Origin of the sequence: Haloarchaeobius sp. HME9146 (assembly GCF_025399835.1) — an archaeon.
Classification (GTDB): domain Archaea; phylum Halobacteriota; class Halobacteria; order Halobacteriales; family Natrialbaceae; genus Haloarchaeobius.
This window is the reverse complement of sequence record NZ_JAODVR010000001.1, coordinates 769280-786179: the sequence shown is the minus strand read 5'-3', so window position 1 is coordinate 786179 and position 16900 is coordinate 769280. Positions and strand designations below refer to the sequence as shown.

Below are 16900 nucleotides of genomic sequence, written 5' to 3'. Positions count from 1 at the left end.
TCACCGCCCCTCTCGACCGTCCAGCGTCGCCCGGACGCCGAAGTCGTACTCGACGCCCGTCAGCTCCTCCGAGACCTCCCAGAGCCGTTCTGCAGTTCCCACGTCGTACGACCGGTCGCTGGAACGCTGCTTCTCGGGGTAGCCCCGCATGTCCATGAGCCCGCCCGGCCCGACGTACTCGCCGCCGGCAACGTCGTAAGCGGTCGCGGCGTACAGCATCGGCAGCGCCCCCTTCGCCGCGGACTGCGCCAGCACCGCGTTCGCGGCTTTCATCATCCAGAGTCGCAGGGTCGACCCGGACTGCTCGGGGCCGCGGCGCTGGAGGTTCGTCGCCGCGTAGCCCGGGTGGCAGACCACGCTGAGGACGTTCTCTATCTCGGCCTCGTCGAGCAACCGGTCGAACTCGTAGGCGAAGAGGACGTTCGCCAGCTTGCTCTGGGCGTAGGCGTCCCACTCGTCGTAGGACTGCTCGCCGTGGAGGTCCTCGAAGTCCATCTCGCCGCGCTCGTGCAGGCCGCTGGACTGCGTGACGACCCGGGTCTCGCCCTCGGTCTCGTGGAGCGTGTCGAGCAGGTGCCCCGTCAGCGCGAAGTGTCCGAGGTGGTTCACGCCGAACTGCATCTCGAAGCCGTCCTGCGTTTCCTGCCGGGGGATGGCCATGACGCCCGCGTTGTTGCAGAGGACGTGGAGTTCGTCGTAGTCCTCCTTGAACGCCTCGGCGAAGACCCGGACCGATTCGAGGGAGGCGAGGTCGCACTCGCGCACGTCGAGGTCCGCGTTCGGGACCGATTGCTGGATCTTCGTGACGGCCTGCTCGCCCTTCTCGACGCTCCGGCAGGCCATGACGACCGTCGCGCCCTTCTCCGCGAACGCCTTCGTGACCTCGAAGCCGAGGCCGCTGTTTGCGCCGGTGACGATGACGGTCTTCCCCCACTGGTCGGGCATGTCGGCCAGGGTCCACTTGCTCATGTTGGGTGTTGTGTAGGTGGCGAGGGTTGAAGGTCGTACTGCTGGAGGAAGTGCTGCCAGGGTGGAAATCGCATGGCGTCGCGATTGGCGCGAGATTGGACGAATCCGTCTCCACGACTCGAAGAACTGGTTGTTTCGACTAGCAGTTCACTCGCGCTGGTGGCACTGGAAACCGCCACCGCACAGCACCGCCACACCGCAACCGCACCACACCCTCCCCAGCCGATTGCGGTCCTCGTTCTGCTCCACTCCGTTTCGCTCCACTGTGGTCCTCATCCCTCGCGCGTTTCCGCCTCGCGGGTTCACTAGCTCACGGGTCGTTCCTCCCCGTTCGCGTCGAGGCGACGCCGTCGCCTCGCGCTCACCACGCTCGGCCGCGCACGCCAGATTCCCAGTCCAGCACCCACCGCCTCATTCCCCCTCCCAATCCACCGCGACACGGATACCTTTCAGTCCAGAACCCGATTTCTTACCCACACCTATGCCAGTCCAGAATCAGGCGGACACCTTCGACATCGGCGGCGAATACACGGTCAAGCGACTCGGCTTCGGCGCGATGCGCCTCACGGGCGAGGACATCATCGGCCGACCCGAGGACGAGGAGTACGCCCACGAGGTGCTCCAGCACGCGGTCGACCTCGGTGTGGACCTCATCGATACCGCGGACTCCTACGGCCCGGGGGTCTCCGAGCGCCTCATCGCCGAGGCGCTGGACACGACACGGGACGACCTGGTCGTGGCGACGAAGGGCGGCCTCTTGCGGAACCGCGATGGCGACTGGCTGCCGATGGGCGACCCGGACTATCTGAGAAATGCGCACCTCTGCAGTCTGGACCGCCTCGGCGTCGAGAGCATCGACCTCTACCAGTACCACCGGCCCGACCCGGACACCGACTTCGAGGACTCGATACAGGCCCTCGCCGAACTCAAGGACGACGGCGTCGTCGACCACGTCGGCGTGAGCAACGTCACGGTCGAGCAACTGGACCAGGCCCGCGACATCGTCGAGATAGCGACGGTCCAGAACCAGTACAACGTCGGTCACCGCGACGACGAGGACGTGTTGCAGGCGTGTGAGGAGTACGGCATCGGCTTCATCCCGTGGTTCCCGCTGGGTGCGGGCGACCTCGACTCGGTGGGCGATACCATCGACGACGTGGCACAGGCCCACGACGCCTCGCGCCAGCAGATCGCGCTGGCGTGGCTGCTCCACCACTCCGACGTGACCCTGCCGATTCCGGGCACGTCGAGCATCGAGCACCTGGAGGAGAACGTCGCGGCGTCGGCCATCGACCTGACCGACGACGAGCTGGCGCGGCTCACCGAAGCCGGGGAATAGGGCCCCGACTGCACGACGACGACGGGGTAGCAACGTTCTTTTCTGGCGGCCGAGTAGCCCCGGACGAATGCCGGGATTCGTCGCGAGCGTCGAACAGCAGTTCACCCTGTGGTTCGGCCACAGCGCCCTGCTCTGGGGGCTGGTCGGCGGCCTCGTCATCGCCGGGATGAACATGCTCGGCGCGTTACTCGTCTTCGTCTGGGAAGACCCGTCACAGCGCTCGCTCGACGGTGCGCTCGGGTTCGCCGCCGGCGTGATGCTCTCGGCGAGCTTCACGAGCCTCATCCTGCCGGGTATCGAACTCGCCGGCGGGAACCTGTTCCCCGTCGTCGTCGGCTTCTTCGCCGGCGTCGCGCTGCTCGACCGGGCCGACGAGTGGGTGCCTCACGTCCACGTCGCCATCACCGGGCGAAAGCGCATGGAGGGCCGCGGCGATGACGCCCGGGTCGCCTCAGTCCTGCTGTTCATCGTGGCCATCACGCTGCACAACATGCCCGAGGGACTCGCGGTCGGGGTCGGCTTCGGCTCGGCCGCCATCCACCCGGGCGCGACCGTCGACGGCCAGAGCGCGCTGGGCAACGCCATCTCGCTCATGCTCGCCATCGGTATCCAGAACATCCCCGAGGGGCTGGCGGTCTCCATCGCGGCTATCAACGCCGGCCTCGGAAAGCGGTTCTACGCCGCCTTCGCGGGTATCCGGGCCGGGCTGGTCGAGATTCCGCTCGCGCTGTTCGGCGCGCTCGCCGTCTCGATGGCAGAGCCGATCCTCCCCTACGCGATGGGGTTCGCCGCGGGCGGGATGCTGTTCGTCATCAGCGACGAGATCATGCCCGAGACCCACGCCCGCGGGAACGAGCGCATCGCGACCCTCGGGACGATGGTCGGCGTGATGGTGATGCTCTCGCTCGACGTGGCGCTCGCGTGAGCCAGTCACCCGCCCGGGCGACCCCCGCCAGAGTCGTGTGAACAGCCCTGTTGCGTACGTGTGACATCCTCAGCGTGTGCTTTTGTTCTTCCAGCCCTGAGCCTCGCGTATGCCCACAACATCCTCCACCCCGGGCATCAGCGCCGGCCGACCGAAGGCGACGCTGTTCTGCCCGGCCTGCGACCACGAGTCCCCGATCGACGGCGACTGGGTCCTCGCGGACCACCCCACGGGCACCGCGTACGACTGTCCGTCGTGCGAGGCGACCGTCACGGTCCGCCCGACGTTCGACGAGTCCGACGGCCGCAGCGGCCGTGCCGGGCTCGCGTTCGCCCCACTGGCCGCCTGGTCCGGCTACCTCCGGGCGGTCCAGCGCGCCGCCAGCTCGTGGTACCCGTCGCTCTGAGACGGCAGGTGAGCCCCACGAACTGGCGCGGCCGTACCCACCACCGGTACGGTCTTTTTACCTGTCCAGTCCGTTATCTTAGATATGACAATTGGTGGCCTGCATCACGTTGCGCTCGCCGTCCCCGACGTGGCCGCCGCGGAATCGTACTACTGTGAGCTGTTCGACCTCGATGTGCTGTTCAGAGAGGGCAGCCTCGACGGTGACTTCGGTGCCCTGCCAGAGGGTGTGGACTGGCCCGACGCCAGGGACGCCGGTGTCGAGCCCGGTCTGACGTTCGTCGGCCGCGACGGGCTCGCACTGGCGCTCTCGCACGACCCCTCGGCTCCCGACGGCGGTCACGTCGACCACATCGCGCTCTCGGTGAGCGAGGGAGAACTCGGCGACATCTGCGACCGCGCCCGCGACCTCGACTGCGACGTCGACCAGCGCGAGTCGGCGGCCTTCGTCGTCGACACCAACGGCGTCGAGTGGGAACTCAACACGAGCTCCCCACCGCCGGAGACGCCGTTCAGGACGCTCGATATCTGAGACTACTCGCCGCCGCCGGCCGTCTTCTCGGCACTCTTCTCCAGCGCCGCCGCCAGCGTCCGCGCCTGGTCCGGGTCGAGCGAGAGTTCGTCGACGTGTGCCGGCAGGTTCTGTTCCGTCATGTTGTCGAGTTCAAGTTGCAGGAGGACCTTGCCGTCGTCGTCGGTGGTGACGTTCGCCACCGAGAAGCCCTCCTCTGTGAAGTCGTGGCCCCGCGCCTCGGCGTCGACGAGGTCGAGGGTCGTGTACGCGTTGACCTTGAGCAGTCGGTCAGCCATGTTCGGGCACAGGGTGCGAGGGCACTTAGGCCGCTCGTCGGCGGCGAGTGTGCGATGGGTGGCGGGGCCGGGAGGACCTGACAGCCAGCACGCTTATCAAGATATCCTGATAGATTCGCGTATGAAACGACGAGCGTTGCTGGGGGCGCTCTCCGGAGTGGCCGCTGCGGGCTGTTTGCGGTTGAGTTCTGGCGACGAAACGACGACCGGGACGCAAGCCGTGCAGACCGATACGAAGACGGACACTGCAACCGCGACTGCGACAGCGCCCGAGACACAGACGACGACGGGCCGAGTTGGCGAACTGGAGTATCCGAGTGGCCTCTCAGACGACGGTATCGGTCGGTTTCTCTATTCGTTCCACACCCAGGCGCTCGCAAGCGCGAGCTTCCAGACGAAGTGGTCGAAGATAGACGTCGAACGCTCGCACATCAAGTGGCAGAAATCGCACCGAGTCGACGATAGAGCCGCGCTCGGCTCGTGGACGCGAACCGATGGGGGAGCCCCGTTCGAGATATTCCGGTCGGGTACCGACGCCCTCTGGCGCGAGGACATGGGTGACCACTACACCTACGGGAACGACAGCGAGGGGTACTCCGTCGAAGAGATAACGTGGGGACAAGAGCTCGAACCCCTGCTGCGTGCTGGGGACTGGAACGAACCGACGCTGGTCGAGGAGGAGTACCCCGCAGTCTGGGAAGTCGAGACAGACACCGTCGAAGACGAGTCGGCGATTCCCGGGTACCATCAGGGGACGATTCAGACACTCTCAGCGACGGTCGAAATCGACGAGAACGCGGTCGTTCGGTCCGTCGAAGCGACCTACCAGATACAGGAACGAGACGGGAACGAGATTCGATACGCGAGCCAGTTCACGCTCGACTCTCTCGGCGAGGTCACGGTGACCGAACCGTCGTGGCTCCCGACCGCGCGAGAGCGCGTCCCGAAGGTAGCAGCCACGCTGTCGGACGACGACCGGTACGTGAAGATGGTCATCGAGTCCGGTGTCCGGCTCGAACCAGGGAGTTACGTCCAGCTGTTCGGGGAGGAGGACGGGGGCCACTGGCCACTGGAGGAACCCATCGAACCCGGTGTCGAGACGTACCTCTACAAATCGAGCGATTGGGCCGACAACCACCATCTGGGGGTCACCCGCGGGAGTAAACCGACTGGAGTGTCTCCTGCGCCGTTCGACGGCTCGCTGGAGCTGGCGGCGCGTCGAAAGACGAACACCGTCTTCAGCGATGTCAGCGTCAGGTAGGTCGAACCAGTCGGGGGCCTTCGGTCTCGAACAACCCTCAAGTACCAGTCCGCCGACTGGACAACCATGGTCGACGTCTCGACGCTCCAGCCGTTACTCGTGGGCGCACTCGCCCTGGCGATACTCGTCAAGAGTGCCCAGACGGCGGTCGGGGCGCTCATCCGGCTGGCGAAGCACTACGACGTGCCGGACGTGGTCGTCGGGGTGACCATCGTCGCCGTCGGGACGAGTCTCCCCGAGATCGGCTCGCACGTCATCGCCTCCCTCGGCATCGTCTCGGGGGCGCTCGATTACACGGTCACGTCGGCGACCGTCCTCGGCGGGAACATGGGCTCGTCGGTGACCCAGCAGCTGTTGCTGTTCGGTATCTTCCTCGTGGGGTACGGCCGGTATCGCCCTCGCCAGGTCTTCCTCACCTCGACGTTCGTCCCGATGGTCCTGGCGTCCGTGCTCGTCCTGGCGGTCGCCTTCGACGGGACCATCTCACGGGTCGACGGGCTAGTCCTGCTGGCGGCGTACGTGGCTCACACCTACTACGCCGTGACGCACCGCGAGCGCGGCGGGGTGCCGCCGGAGCCCGAGAGCAAGCGCGTGGGACGCGACGCGCTCATCGCGCTCCTCGGGCTGGTCGGGGTCGTCGTCGGCTCGTACGTCGTCCTCGAGACGGTCGAGATCATCGTCGCCCGGCTCCGGCTCGGCGGGTCGATGGTCGGGCTCGTCACCATCGGGCTCGCGTCGGCCCTACCCGAACTCTCGACCGTGTTCGAGGGGCTGCGCCGGCGCGCACCGGACATCGCCGTCGGGACCCTCGTCGGGAGCAACATCGTGAACCCGCTGCTCGCCATCGGGCTCGGCGGGGCCATCTCGACGTACCAGGTCCCCGAGGCCGTCGTGGTGTGGGACCTCCCGGTGAAGATACTCGCCGGCGTCGTCGTACTGGGGTGGGTGTGGACGCTCGGGAAAGGAAGTCTCGGCAGGAGAGAAGGGTTCTACATGGTCGTCGCGTACTTCGCCTTCGTCAGCGGCCGACTGCTGCTGTTCGCCGCGCAGTGACGAGGGACGCGACGAAGTGGCGTGCCAGCGACCTCAGTCGTCGGCCGACAGCGGTGTGCCGTCCGCCGCGTTCGGGGCGGGACTCGCGTCCATGGAGTCGTCCTCGGCGTAGGGGTACCACGTCCGCTTCGTGTTGTGCATGAACGGGTCCTCGTAGCTGGTCTCCTCGGGGTCGACCAGCTCGGCGAGTTCCTCGGCGTCGCGCGAGGCGACGAAGGCGCGGAAGCTTTCCTCGCCCTCGCGCTGCTCCTCGAAGTTCGCGAGCAGGTTCTCGATGGCACCCGGCACCTCGTCGGCCGGGACGCGCTCGGTGACCCACTCCGCGAAGTGCGGGTTCTCGCCGAGGCCGCCACCGAGACCGATGTCGAGGGCCTCGACGGGCTCGCCGTTCTTGCGCGTCTTCATGCCGCGCAGGGAGACGTCCGCGATCTGGGGCTGGGCGCAGGAGGCCGTACAGCCCGAGAGGTGGATGTGGAAGTCCTCGACACCGTTGGGGAGTTCCACGTTCTCCTTCAGCCAGCGGGCGTAGCGCACCTGCCGGTTCTTCGTCTCGACGATGGAGAGCGAGCAGAACTCGGTGCCCGTACAGGCGATGGAGCCGCGCATGAACGGGTGCGGGTCCGGGGAGTAGTGCTCGAAGACGTCCTCGGCGAGCAGGTCGTCGAGGTTCTCCTCGGGCACGTCCGTGAGGATGATGTTCTGGCGCTGGGTGAGGCGGGCCTCACCGGAGGCGTACTCCTCGGCGGCGTCCGCCATCGCGATGACGTCGTCCGCGCCGACACGGCCAACGAGGCAGTTCAGGCCGACGTAGTAGTTGCCGTCCGCCTGCTCGTGGATACCCACGTGGTCGTGGTGGCCGCCCTTCTCGTAGCCGGCGTTGTAGGTGTACTCCGAACGCAGGTCCTCGCCGGCGGTGTGGAGTTCGAAGTCCACGAACTCGTCTTGCAAGGTCTCGCGGAGCTTCTCGGTGCCCCACTCGTCGACGAGGAACTTGATGCGGGCGTTGTAGCGGTTCTCGCGGTCGCCGTACTCGCGGAACAGCGCGGAGATACCGCCGGAGACGTCGGCGACGCGCTCGGGCGTCGCGAACACGTCGATGTCGCGGGCGAACCGCTCTTCGTTCCGGGAGAGGCCACCGCCGACGCGGATGTTGTAGCCCTTCACTGCTTCGCCGTCGATCTCCTTCGTGGCGGGTTCGAGTGCGAGGTCGTTGATGTCGCCCTGACCACAGCCCTCGCGGCAGCCCGTCACCGAGACCTTCCACTTCCGGGGCAGGTTGGAGTGTTCCTCGTTACCCTTGAAGCGGTCGTTGAGCTCGTGGATGGTCGGCAGCGCGTCGACGTGCTCGTGCTTGTCTTTGCCGGCAACGGGGCAGCCGACGATGTTGCGCCACGAGTCACCACAGGCCTGCAGGGTAGAGAGACCCACGGATTCGAGTTCGTCCCAGATGGCGGGCACGTCCTCGATGTTGATCCAGTGGAGCTGGATGGCCTGGCGGGTAGTCACGTCGGCCCAGCCGTTCCCGAACTCGGGGTTCTCGGCGGGACCCTGGGAGTACTCCTTCGCGACCTCGCCGATCTTGCGGAGCTGGCCGGGTTCGAGCACGCCGGCCGGCGGCCCGATACGCATCATGAAGTAAGACTCCTGTCCGGCGCGCTGGTGGTACAGACCGTACCACTTGAAGCGCTCGAACCAGGCGTCTCGCTCGTCTTCCGGGATGGCGTCCCAGCCCTCCTCGGCGAACCGTTCCATATGGGCGCGGATGTCCGTGCCGTAGAGCTCGGACTTCCACTCCTCGACGTCAGTCGGCATAGAAACGCATACCGTCTCTAGCACTAAACCAGCGCCTCCCTCGTCAGGTAGCCCCGGTACTCCCGACTACCGGAACTATTTGCCAGGTTCGAGCGTCGCCCGGAGCTGGGTGGGGTCGAAGGGATGGAATTCGCCCTCGCTGACCCGGCCAACCGGCAGCCAGTCGAGGAATCCCTCGGTCCCGCAGTCGATGCACTGCCCGACCGCACACACCTCGACGAGGTGGCGATTGACCCCCACCTCGGTGAACGCTTCGAGCACCACGTAGGCGATGTCACAGTCACAGAAGTCGGTCGTCGCGAGCGGCCAGATGTCGCTGTTTGGCACCTGGCGCTCGTTGTTGACGCTGATCCACGCGCCGTCGTCGAGGACCCGTAGTTGCGTGGCCATACCTCCTGTATGGCGTCGGGACGCCTCCTTCCGTCGCCTCGTGCAAAGGTTCGCGTCGTCGGTGACGCCGCCCGCGCCCCCAACCACCAGCAGGCGGCCGAATCGCCCGACGTAGCGGCGTCACAGATACCGGCCGCAGTATCCGGTATCAGGTAGTGGCGGACACGATTGTGGCTGCAGGGCGGGTTATACCTGTAGCTGACATAGGAAGGGTCGATGACAGACGAGTCGACTCCCGAACGCCAGCACGCGTCAGCAGACGTCGCTCCCGAGCTGTACGAACCGGAGGGAGACAGATGACACAGCAGGACGTCGAACACGAACACGAAGCCGAGACAGAGGAAGAGCCAACGAAGCGACGTGGCAAGAAGAAGCGCCACGACGAGCACCTCCGTGACGTCGACGTGGGCGCGGGCTGTACCGAGATATGGGAGCACCTCTCCGATCAGCGCGACGAGGAGTAACCCACGCACACCAGCGAGGTGTTTTTCACTGATGCCGAGAAACCCACGTCTATGACAGACGACCCTCCACCCGGTGCCGGCCGCGAATCGCCGGTCGGCGAGCCCGTCATCCGTGGCGACCCCGCCGTGACCGGCGAGCGCGCCCGGGACGCGGTCGAGTTCGACCCTGACGACCCCGAGAGCGTCGCCGAGGCGGCCGAGACGGTCCGCCAGTTCGCCCAGAACACCGTCGGCGGCAGCGACAACGTCTACATGCTGCGCGGTGCCGCCGCCTGTGCCGCCCTCGTCCGTGGCACGGGGTCCTACAAGGTCGCTGCCGAGCGCGCAGGCGACCCCGCGACGGTCTCCTTCATCCGGAAGTGGGCCCGCGTCCACGACCTGCCACAGTCCATCCGGCGGCACGTCGCGATGGGCCACATCGCCCCGACCGCCGCCAAGCACATCGCCCGCGTCGGCGGCGAGGCACGGTTCCAGCTCGCCTGGGCAACCCTCGACGGCGAGCTCACCGTCCGCGAGGTGCGGACCATCGCCAGCGCCGTCAACGACGGTGTGCCCGTCGACGACGCCCTGGCAGAACACGACGTGAACCTCGGCGAACTCACCGTGACGCTCCCCGCGGACGTGTACCGGGAGCTCCGGCGACACGCCGCCATCGAGAGCAAATCGGTCGACGACGCCGTCGCGGACGCCCTCGACGCGTACCTCTGATTCTCGCGGACTACCGCTGATTCTCGCGGCAGAACCGCTCGACTGCATCGACCAGTACCGACCCCGCCGTCAGCACGTCCTCGAAGTCGATGGTCTCGTTCGGGAAGTGCGCCTGCTCGATGCTTCCCGGCCCGAACAGCACCGTCGGAATGCCTGCTTCCTCGTAGTGTCGGCTGTCCGCCCCGTAGGTCGCGCCGCGTGGCTCGCGCTCCAGTCCTGCCGCCGCGGCCGCGGCCTGGACCGCCCCGACGACCGGCTCCTCGGGGTCGACCTCGGCCGACTCGAACTGGATGGAGAAGCGCTCGAACTCGGGCGGGTGTTCGCTGAGCCACTCGCTCTCCTCGGCGACCGATTCGAGGCGCTCGCGGAACTCGGCCTCCACGTCGGCGACCGTCTCACCCGGGGCGACGCCGATACGGACCTGTGCGACCAGCTCGTCGGGAACCGCCGACGCCCAGTTGCCCGCCTGGACCGTCCCGAAGCTCACCGGCCACTTGATGGGGAACTCCTCGTACAGTGGGTGGGTCACGCGCTCCTCGCGCTCGGCCTCCAGCTCCGCGAAGGCCCGCCGAATGGTCTCGAAGTGCGGGAGCACCGACTCGCCGCGCCAGCGCGTCGCCGCGTGCGCGGACCGGCCCTCCAGCCGGAGTTCCATCATCACGCTCCCCTCGACCGCCGTCACCACGTCCAGTTCGGTCGGCTCGGTGACGATGGCTGCGTCCCGGTCGAACGGGTACGGGTTCGACAGTGCCGCCGCGGCCGCCCCGATACCACCCTCCTCCTCGCCGGCGACGGATTCGACCACGATTCGCCCGTCGAACTCGCCCACTTCGGCGAGATGGCGGGCCACGAACACCGCCACCGCAAGCCCCGATTTCATGTCCGCCGCGCCCCGTGCCGTCACCTCGGACCCGTTCCACGTCGGCTCGAAGGGGTCCGTGTCCCACGCGCTCTCGGTCGCCGGCACCACGTCGACGTGCCCGTTCAGGACGATGGTCGGCCCCGCCTCCGGGTCCCCGAGCTCGACCACACCCGCGACGCTCGGCCGGGCCACCGTCTCGATCTCGGCAGGGTCGTCCGGGAACGACGGGTGTGCGGCCAGTTCGTCCGCGTCGGCCACCCACTCGTACGTCTCGAACCCGAACGACTCGAACTGCTCGCGAAGCCAGCGCTGGGCCGCGAGTTCACCCCCATCGGTCGTGTCGAATCGCAACAGCTCCTCGAGAAACGCCCGCAACTCCTCGTCGTAGCCGGCGAATGCGGTCATATTTGCGAGCAAGACACGGGGCGCTAAAACACCCTCGCTACGCCCCGACAGAACGATAACCATTTAACTGTCGCCGGAACAATTTCGCAGTACGGGGCCGGTAGCTCAGTTCGGCAGAGCGTCTGGCTTTTAACCAGACGGTCGGGGGTTCAAGTCCCTCCCGGCCCGCTTCTGCGAAGTCACGGACGTGACGAGCGAAGCGGTTTGAGGGTCTTGAAGAGACCAGTCGAGCGTAGCGAAGCGAGCACGTCTGGGCGTAGTTCAAGTCCCTCCCGGCCCGTTTTCCTGCGAACGATAGTGAGCAGTGAAAACGCCATGGAGAACGTGAACCAGCGAGCGAAGCGAACGCGGAGCGAGTGAGGTTCAAGTCCCTCCCGGCCCGCTTTTGCTGCAAACTATTCGTGAGCAGCGAAGCGGCTAGCGGCTCTTCCACCACGGACCTGTCGTCGGGTTCGGAGTCGTTCACCGTCTCCCCGTGAATCCGCCGACGTACCACCGTCCGATAGCTTCCCATCCAGAAGATTTTAATCGTAACGGGTGAGTTGGTAAATTGATTCTTCTAGACGCCGCTTCGTTGCAGTCGGGTGAGGGCAGAACTGAAGCAAGCCCGGTGACCAAGGGTAATAAAACCATAGGCCATGTGGATTGGTGATTAATTTTATTACATATAAGTACAGTGTGGTTGTCATAGCATGCCCTGTCCACACAGCAGGTCGACGGATGACGAAGACCACGGGATAGAACGGCGCGAGTTCATGAAGACCGCACTCGCCATCGGTGGGACCAGTGCGATGTTCGCGGCCAAGGCCCGCGGGGAACCGGTGCTCCAGGGAAGCACCGAGGGCCTGCCGGAACGGCAGTACGCCTGGAACGACTTCATGCCGAAGAACGGGCTGACCGGCCTCGCGAAGACGCCGGCGCACCACCTCCAGCTCCTGCTGGACTACACCGGCGACGGCACCCCGACCGAGGACGACCGCGAGCAGGTCGAAGCCGCGCTCCGGACGCTCGAAGACGCCTACGAGTGGGACAACGAGGGCCTGATGTTCACCATCGGGTACTCCCTGTCGTACTTCGACCGGTTCGACGAGGACCTCCCGGAGGGGACCGGGATGCGGCCGCCCGAGGACATCATCGACGAGACCGACATCGCCAGTAGCGGGCAGATAACGGCCGACCACGCCGACGCCCACCTGCATCTCGCCAGCAAGCACGCCCACGTGCTGCTGGAGGCCGAGGAGGCGCTGTTCGGGGCCGTCGACGAGGTGAACGGTGTCGACGTCGAGACCGACCTCTCGGGCGTGTTCGAGAAGACGGACCGCCGGACCGGCTTCATCGGGAACCCGAAGGAACGGTGGGACGAGGACCTCCAGGGCAAGAACCCCATCGAGGAGGGCGCGTCCGTCTTCTTCGGCTTCAAGTCGCTGTTCACCGACAGCCAGCCGAGCGAGGACGACGTGGCCATCCAGGAGGGGCCCTTCGCCGACGGCACCACCGAGCAGGTGTCGCTGCTGCTCGACAACAACGTCAAGCAGTGGTACAACAAGCACGACATCGAAGAGCGCATCGAGCGGATGTACAGCCCGAGCCACACCCTCGACGAGACGGGCAGGTTCGGCCGCGAACTCGCACCGACGAGTGCCCCCAGCGACGAGAAGTCGATGGGAGAGGCCGCCACGGAGACCGCCGAGGACGCCGAGGAGAAGGGCGTCGTCGGCCACGCACAGAAGCTGGCCCGCGCCCGTGTCGACGACCCCGACTGGGAGGACGGCCGGCCGCTGCTCCTGCGCCGTGACTTCCCCTCGACGGACGGTGGTCGCGCCCACACCCAGTTCATCTCGAACCAGCGAAGCATCGACGACTTCATCAGCGTCAGGAAGGCGATGGCGTTCGTCGACTGGAACGCCGACGACCCCGACCCGGCCGAGTCCGAGGTCCAGCTGAAAGACCACGGTATCCAGGGCCACTTCAAGGTGCAGAGCCGTGGAACCTACCTGGTGCCGCCGCGTGACCTTCGCGCGTTGCCCCCGGCCAACCCGTGACAATGGCGGAAGACACAGACAGCTCCGGCATCCCGACGCCGTGGGGATGGGTGCGCCGGAGCTACGCCAGAAAGCTCGGGTTCGCGCTCCTCGGAGCCGTCCTGCTCATGCTGGTCGCCGGCTACCTCGTCCAGGCCCAGACCGCGGCCGAGGTCAAACAGGACGCCGAGGGCGACCTGTCGCTTGCCGCCCAGGTGCAGGCGAACGAACTCGACCAGTGGATCAAGGGGAACAAACGCCAGGCCCGGACCGTCTCTGAGTTGTACGAACTCCAGACGGACGACCCCGAACAGATACAACCGAAGTTGAAAGAACTCGTGAACGACGGCCAGGTCTCCGACGAGGTCGTCGCCATCCACTACGTCGACACCTCGAAGGGCCAGGTCATCACGAGTTCGAAGGACAAGTTCGTCGGCGTCAAGCCCGCGAAACAGGGCGCGCCGTTCGTCTCGAAACTCAAGGAGGGCTTCGAGAGCCCCGACGAAGTGTACGTCTCGAAGCCGTTCAGCATCCCCGTCGCTGACTTCCCCGTCGTCGCCGTGCTCACGCCGGTGCCGCGGGTCGACAACCGCGTCGTCGTGTTCATGATCAACCCGACCGGGGAAACGACCGAGCTCGAACAGCCGGTCGCCGAGGGCTTCACCCGCGTCGTGACGACCGACGGAACCGTCGTCGCATCACCCGAGAGCGGGGCCAACCTCACCGACCAGAACCAGCAACTGGTCCTCGACCGGGCGGCGGGCAACCCCTCCGGTGTCGAGGAGACACAGGACGGTGAACTGGTCGGCTACGCGTCGCTCGACTCGACGAACTGGGTCGTCCTCATCCACGCCCCCACATCGAACGCCTACGCGCTGACTTCGACCGTCCGCGAGGGACTCGGCGGCCTCATCGCCGTCGCACTGGTCTCGCTCGGTCTGGTCGGCGTCACCATCGGCCGCAGCACCACGAAGTCGTTGCGCTCGCTGGCCGGCGGTGCCCGCCAGATGCGTGACGGCGACCTCGACGCCGACATCGAGTCCAAGCGGACCGACGAGATCGGCACACTCGCCGCGACGCTCGCGGAGATGCGCGACTCGCTCCGCGAACAGATCACGGAGGCGAAGGAGGCCCGCGAGGCCGCCGACCGCCGCCGCCGCGAGGCCGAGCAGATGAACCGCCACCTGGAGCAGAAGGCGACCGAGTACGGTGACACCCTCTCGGCCATCGCCAAGGGTGACCTCACCCAGCGGATGAACACCCAGAGCGAGAGCGAGGCGATGGAGCAGATCGCGACCGACTTCAACGCGATGGTCGCCGGGATGGAGAAGACCCTGAACCACATCAACGCGTTCGCGACCGACGTCGCCGCCGCGAGTGAACAGGTGGTCGCCGGGGCCGAAGAGGTCCAGCAGTCCAGTCAGCAGGTCACGGCCTCCACCCAGCAGATATCCGACGGTGCCGAGGAACAGAGCAACCGCTTCCAGGAGGTCTCACAGGAGATGAGTGACCTCTCTGCCACCATCGAGGAGGTCGCCGTCTCCTCGAACGAGGTCGCAGACATCGCCGAACTGACGGCCGAGACCGGGAACCGCGGCCGGGAGGCCGCACAGGAGGCCATCGCCGGGATGCGCGAGATAGAGGAGAAGTCCGAGCGCGCCGTCGACGCCATCGAATCGCTCGAGGCCGAGATGGAGCAGATCGACGAGCTCATCGAGTTCATCTCCGAGGTCGCCGACCAGACCAACATGCTCGGGCTGAACGCCAACATCGAGGCGACCCGCTCCGGGATGTCCGGGGAAGGGTTCTCCGTCGTCGCCCAGCAGGTCAAAGACCTCGCCCAGGACACGAAGGAAGCGGTCCAGTCCATCGAAGGCAGCCTCGAGAACCTGCAGGACGAGACCGACCGCACCGCACACGAGGTGCAGACGACCGCAGCCAGCATCGAGACGCACGTCGATGCCGTCGAGAACGCGGTCGACGCACTCGACGAGATCGCCGAGTACGCCCGCAAGACGAACGACGGCGTCCAGGAGATCTCGACCGTGGCGGAGCGCCAGTCCATGACGACCCAGGAGGTCGTCTCGATGGTCGAAGACGCCGCGAGTATCGCCGAAGAGACCACCGCCGAGACCGAGAGCGTCGCCGCAGCGACCGAGGAACAGACCTCGGCGCTGTCCTCGGTGACGAAGAACGCGAACGGCCTCGCCAAGCAGGCGAGACAGCTGAGCGACGCGCTCGACCGCTTCGAGACCGACGTCGACGGCCAGGCCGCAGCCACGGAGACGCCTGCCGACCGACAGCTCGAAGACTCACCGACGCCGAGCGGCGAGGACTGACCGCGACGCTGTTACACTTTTTTCGAGGCCGGAGAGACACACGACGACAGCCCAGGCGAGACACCGGTCTGTTCGACTCGACATCCCAGAACGGTCCCGAACGCAAGGCTCGGGGAGCACAGTCGAGCCGTGAAGAAACGGTCGCTACCGAAGAAGACGAGTCGCGCTACTCCTTGCGCGGGAGGAACGCGAAGCCGACCAGCAGGATGAGGCCGGTGCCACCGACGAGGACGACGCCCCAGACACCGTTGATGCGCTCTTTGAAGCGGTGCTGGGTCTCGATGGATGCCGCGAGGGACTGCTGAGCGGACTCGCCACGCTTGAGCTCGACCGAGTCATCGGTCGGGAAGTGCGCAGCGTACGCGACACCGTTGAGGGACACGTTCGCGTTCTGGCCGAACGAGACCTCGTTCTCCGTGGGTGAGGTCCAGGTGAAGGTGACGGTCTCGGGTGCGCGCGTCACCGTGCTCTGGTTGCCCTTGAACGTCATCGTCTCCCCGGAGACGTCGAGCGTGCGCGTCTGGATGGAGCTGTTGTTCGAGGACGCGATGAACTCCTCGACGGTGACGGCCTGACGGTCCGGCTTGTCGAGGTCGCCGTCGATGTACTGGGTGCCGTTGACCCACTGGGCGTTGTACTGGTCACCGGGCTCCCAGCGGAGCGTGACCTCGCTCGGCGAGGACGTGTTCGCGATGAACGCGCGGTAGGTCGCGTCCTCGAAGGTGACCGTCGTGTTGTTCGTCCACGTCTCGGAGGCCGTCGCGGATTCGTTCACCCAGACCAGCTTGGCCGTGTAGGTGACGCCGCCACCGCCGCCGTGGCCGCCACCGGACGACTCACTCGCCGAGACCTCGGTCGCGTTGTACTGGCGACCGTCGACCGTGATGGTGTCTCCCGATTTCAACGTGGCATCCGGGTTCTCGAGACCCACCTCGGGTGCTTCCGCGATCGTGATGAACGCGTACGCCCCCGTTATGAGTACGAGGAAGATAGCGACGTACGCCGCCGCTGCTCGTCGTTGCATGTGTGGGGCGTAGTACGCCCCGCGTATAACGATTACTAACTCTCTCAACCGGTGAGACCGACCGTCACTGGCTCCCTTTCGCCGACTCGCGAACAGCCGTCTGGAACCGGGTC

General features: G+C 66.4%; 16 protein-coding genes and 1 tRNA gene. 11 read left to right on the top strand and 6 right to left on the bottom strand.

Features of this window, described 5'->3' with window-relative positions; translation table 11 throughout:
- The gene (locus N6C22_RS04040) at window positions 1-969 is read right to left on the bottom strand and encodes an oxidoreductase (RefSeq protein ID WP_261649561.1); all 969 of its coding nucleotides are present in this window, start codon (window positions 967-969) and stop codon (window positions 1-3) included.
- Window positions 970-1450: 481 nt separating this feature from the next.
- Between N6C22_RS04040 and N6C22_RS04035 the strand changes: the two genes are divergently transcribed.
- The 4 genes from N6C22_RS04035 to N6C22_RS04020 all read left to right on the top strand — a co-directional run bounded on the left by N6C22_RS04035 (window position 1451) and on the right by N6C22_RS04020 (window position 4170).
- Window positions 1451-2308, top strand: coding sequence for an aldo/keto reductase (locus tag N6C22_RS04035; RefSeq protein WP_261649560.1), 858 nt, complete (start codon window positions 1451-1453; stop codon window positions 2306-2308).
- Window positions 2309-2375: 67 nt separating this feature from the next.
- On the top strand, window positions 2376-3233 hold the full coding sequence (locus tag N6C22_RS04030; RefSeq protein WP_261649558.1) for a ZIP family metal transporter: 858 nt from the start codon (window positions 2376-2378) through the stop codon (window positions 3231-3233).
- 109 nt (window positions 3234-3342) lie between these two features.
- Window positions 3343-3639, top strand: a complete 297-nt coding sequence (locus N6C22_RS04025; RefSeq protein WP_261649557.1) for a hypothetical protein — start codon at window positions 3343-3345, stop codon at window positions 3637-3639.
- A gap of 84 nt (window positions 3640-3723) precedes the next feature.
- Window positions 3724-4170 (top strand): VOC family protein, encoded by a 447-nt coding sequence (locus N6C22_RS04020; protein ID WP_261649556.1) that lies wholly within the window; start codon window positions 3724-3726, stop codon window positions 4168-4170.
- A gap of 2 nt (window positions 4171-4172) precedes the next feature.
- Here N6C22_RS04020 and N6C22_RS04015 read toward each other — a convergent pair whose 3' ends face one another.
- Entirely contained in the window at window positions 4173-4448 is a 276-nt protein-coding gene (locus tag N6C22_RS04015; RefSeq protein ID WP_261649555.1) for a DUF6360 family protein, read from the bottom strand.
- Window positions 4449-4569: 121 nt separating this feature from the next.
- Here N6C22_RS04015 and N6C22_RS04010 point away from each other — a divergent pair, with 121 nt between their 5' ends.
- Window positions 4570-5709 carry a hypothetical protein gene (locus N6C22_RS04010; protein WP_261649554.1) on the top strand — a complete coding sequence of 380 codons (1140 nt, stop codon included), beginning with the start codon at window positions 4570-4572 and terminating at the stop codon, window positions 5707-5709.
- A 66-nt stretch (window positions 5710-5775) separates the two neighbouring features.
- Window positions 5776-6762: a sodium:calcium antiporter gene (locus N6C22_RS04005; RefSeq protein ID WP_261649553.1), complete on the top strand. Its 987-nt coding sequence runs from the start codon at window positions 5776-5778 to the stop codon at window positions 6760-6762.
- Window positions 6763-6795: 33 nt separating this feature from the next.
- On the opposite strand, the gene N6C22_RS04000 is transcribed toward N6C22_RS04005, so the two are convergent.
- The gene (locus N6C22_RS04000) at window positions 6796-8574 is read right to left on the bottom strand and encodes a nitrite/sulfite reductase (protein ID WP_261649552.1); all 1779 of its coding nucleotides are present in this window, start codon (window positions 8572-8574) and stop codon (window positions 6796-6798) included.
- 75 nt (window positions 8575-8649) lie between these two features.
- On the bottom strand, window positions 8650-8964 hold the full coding sequence (locus N6C22_RS03995; protein WP_261649551.1) for a hypothetical protein: 315 nt from the start codon (window positions 8962-8964) through the stop codon (window positions 8650-8652).
- 296 nt (window positions 8965-9260) lie between these two features.
- Between N6C22_RS03995 and N6C22_RS03990 the strand changes: the two genes are divergently transcribed.
- Both N6C22_RS03990 and N6C22_RS03985 read left to right on the top strand, forming a co-directional pair.
- On the top strand, window positions 9261-9428 hold the full coding sequence (locus N6C22_RS03990) for a hypothetical protein (protein WP_261652578.1): 168 nt from the start codon (window positions 9261-9263) through the stop codon (window positions 9426-9428).
- A gap of 51 nt (window positions 9429-9479) precedes the next feature.
- Window positions 9480-10136, top strand: coding sequence for a hypothetical protein (locus tag N6C22_RS03985; RefSeq protein ID WP_261649550.1), 657 nt, complete (start codon window positions 9480-9482; stop codon window positions 10134-10136).
- Window positions 10137-10146: 10 nt separating this feature from the next.
- On the opposite strand, the gene N6C22_RS03980 is transcribed toward N6C22_RS03985, so the two are convergent.
- Complete coding sequence (locus N6C22_RS03980; protein WP_261649548.1) at window positions 10147-11403, bottom strand: ArgE/DapE family deacylase; 1257 nt, start codon at window positions 11401-11403, stop codon at window positions 10147-10149.
- Window positions 11404-11497: 94 nt separating this feature from the next.
- Here N6C22_RS03980 and N6C22_RS03975 point away from each other — a divergent pair.
- From N6C22_RS03975 to N6C22_RS03965, 3 genes are all read left to right on the top strand, one after another.
- Window positions 11498-11571 (top strand) — tRNA-Lys (locus tag N6C22_RS03975).
- Between the two features lie 524 nt (window positions 11572-12095).
- Window positions 12096-13445, top strand: a complete 1350-nt coding sequence (locus N6C22_RS03970; protein WP_261649547.1) for a Tat pathway signal protein — start codon at window positions 12096-12098, stop codon at window positions 13443-13445.
- Between the two features lie 2 nt (window positions 13446-13447).
- Complete coding sequence (locus N6C22_RS03965; RefSeq protein WP_261649546.1) at window positions 13448-15763, top strand: methyl-accepting chemotaxis protein; 2316 nt, start codon at window positions 13448-13450, stop codon at window positions 15761-15763.
- Between the two features lie 166 nt (window positions 15764-15929).
- On the opposite strand, the gene N6C22_RS03960 is transcribed toward N6C22_RS03965, so the two are convergent.
- Complete coding sequence (locus N6C22_RS03960) at window positions 15930-16787, bottom strand: hypothetical protein (protein ID WP_261649545.1); 858 nt, start codon at window positions 16785-16787, stop codon at window positions 15930-15932.
- Between the last annotated feature and the right edge of the window lie 113 nt (window positions 16788-16900).

Bases quoted from the DNA above. Each gene is read 5' to 3' on its own strand.
- N6C22_RS04040 (WP_261649561.1), bottom strand. From the start codon at position 969: ATGAGCAAGTGGACCCTGGCCGACATGCCCGACCAGTGGGGGAAGACC.
- N6C22_RS04035 (WP_261649560.1), top strand. From the start codon at position 1,451: ATGCCAGTCCAGAATCAGGCGGACACCTTCGACATCGGCGGCGAATAC.
- N6C22_RS04030 (WP_261649558.1), top strand. From the start codon at position 2,376: ATGCCGGGATTCGTCGCGAGCGTCGAACAGCAGTTCACCCTGTGGTTC.
- N6C22_RS04025 (WP_261649557.1), top strand. From the start codon at position 3,343: ATGCCCACAACATCCTCCACCCCGGGCATCAGCGCCGGCCGACCGAAG.
- N6C22_RS04020 (WP_261649556.1), top strand. From the start codon at position 3,724: ATGACAATTGGTGGCCTGCATCACGTTGCGCTCGCCGTCCCCGACGTG.
- N6C22_RS04015 (WP_261649555.1), bottom strand. From the start codon at position 4,448: ATGGCTGACCGACTGCTCAAGGTCAACGCGTACACGACCCTCGACCTC.
- N6C22_RS04010 (WP_261649554.1), top strand. From the start codon at position 4,570: ATGAAACGACGAGCGTTGCTGGGGGCGCTCTCCGGAGTGGCCGCTGCG.
- N6C22_RS04005 (WP_261649553.1), top strand. From the start codon at position 5,776: ATGGTCGACGTCTCGACGCTCCAGCCGTTACTCGTGGGCGCACTCGCC.
- N6C22_RS04000 (WP_261649552.1), bottom strand. From the start codon at position 8,574: ATGCCGACTGACGTCGAGGAGTGGAAGTCCGAGCTCTACGGCACGGAC.
- N6C22_RS03995 (WP_261649551.1), bottom strand. From the start codon at position 8,964: ATGGCCACGCAACTACGGGTCCTCGACGACGGCGCGTGGATCAGCGTC.
- N6C22_RS03990 (WP_261652578.1), top strand. From the start codon at position 9,261: ATGACACAGCAGGACGTCGAACACGAACACGAAGCCGAGACAGAGGAA.
- N6C22_RS03985 (WP_261649550.1), top strand. From the start codon at position 9,480: ATGACAGACGACCCTCCACCCGGTGCCGGCCGCGAATCGCCGGTCGGC.
- N6C22_RS03980 (WP_261649548.1), bottom strand. From the start codon at position 11,403: ATGACCGCATTCGCCGGCTACGACGAGGAGTTGCGGGCGTTTCTCGAG.
- N6C22_RS03970 (WP_261649547.1), top strand. From the start codon at position 12,096: ATGCCCTGTCCACACAGCAGGTCGACGGATGACGAAGACCACGGGATA.
- N6C22_RS03965 (WP_261649546.1), top strand. From the start codon at position 13,448: ATGGCGGAAGACACAGACAGCTCCGGCATCCCGACGCCGTGGGGATGG.
- N6C22_RS03960 (WP_261649545.1), bottom strand. From the start codon at position 16,787: ATGCAACGACGAGCAGCGGCGGCGTACGTCGCTATCTTCCTCGTACTC.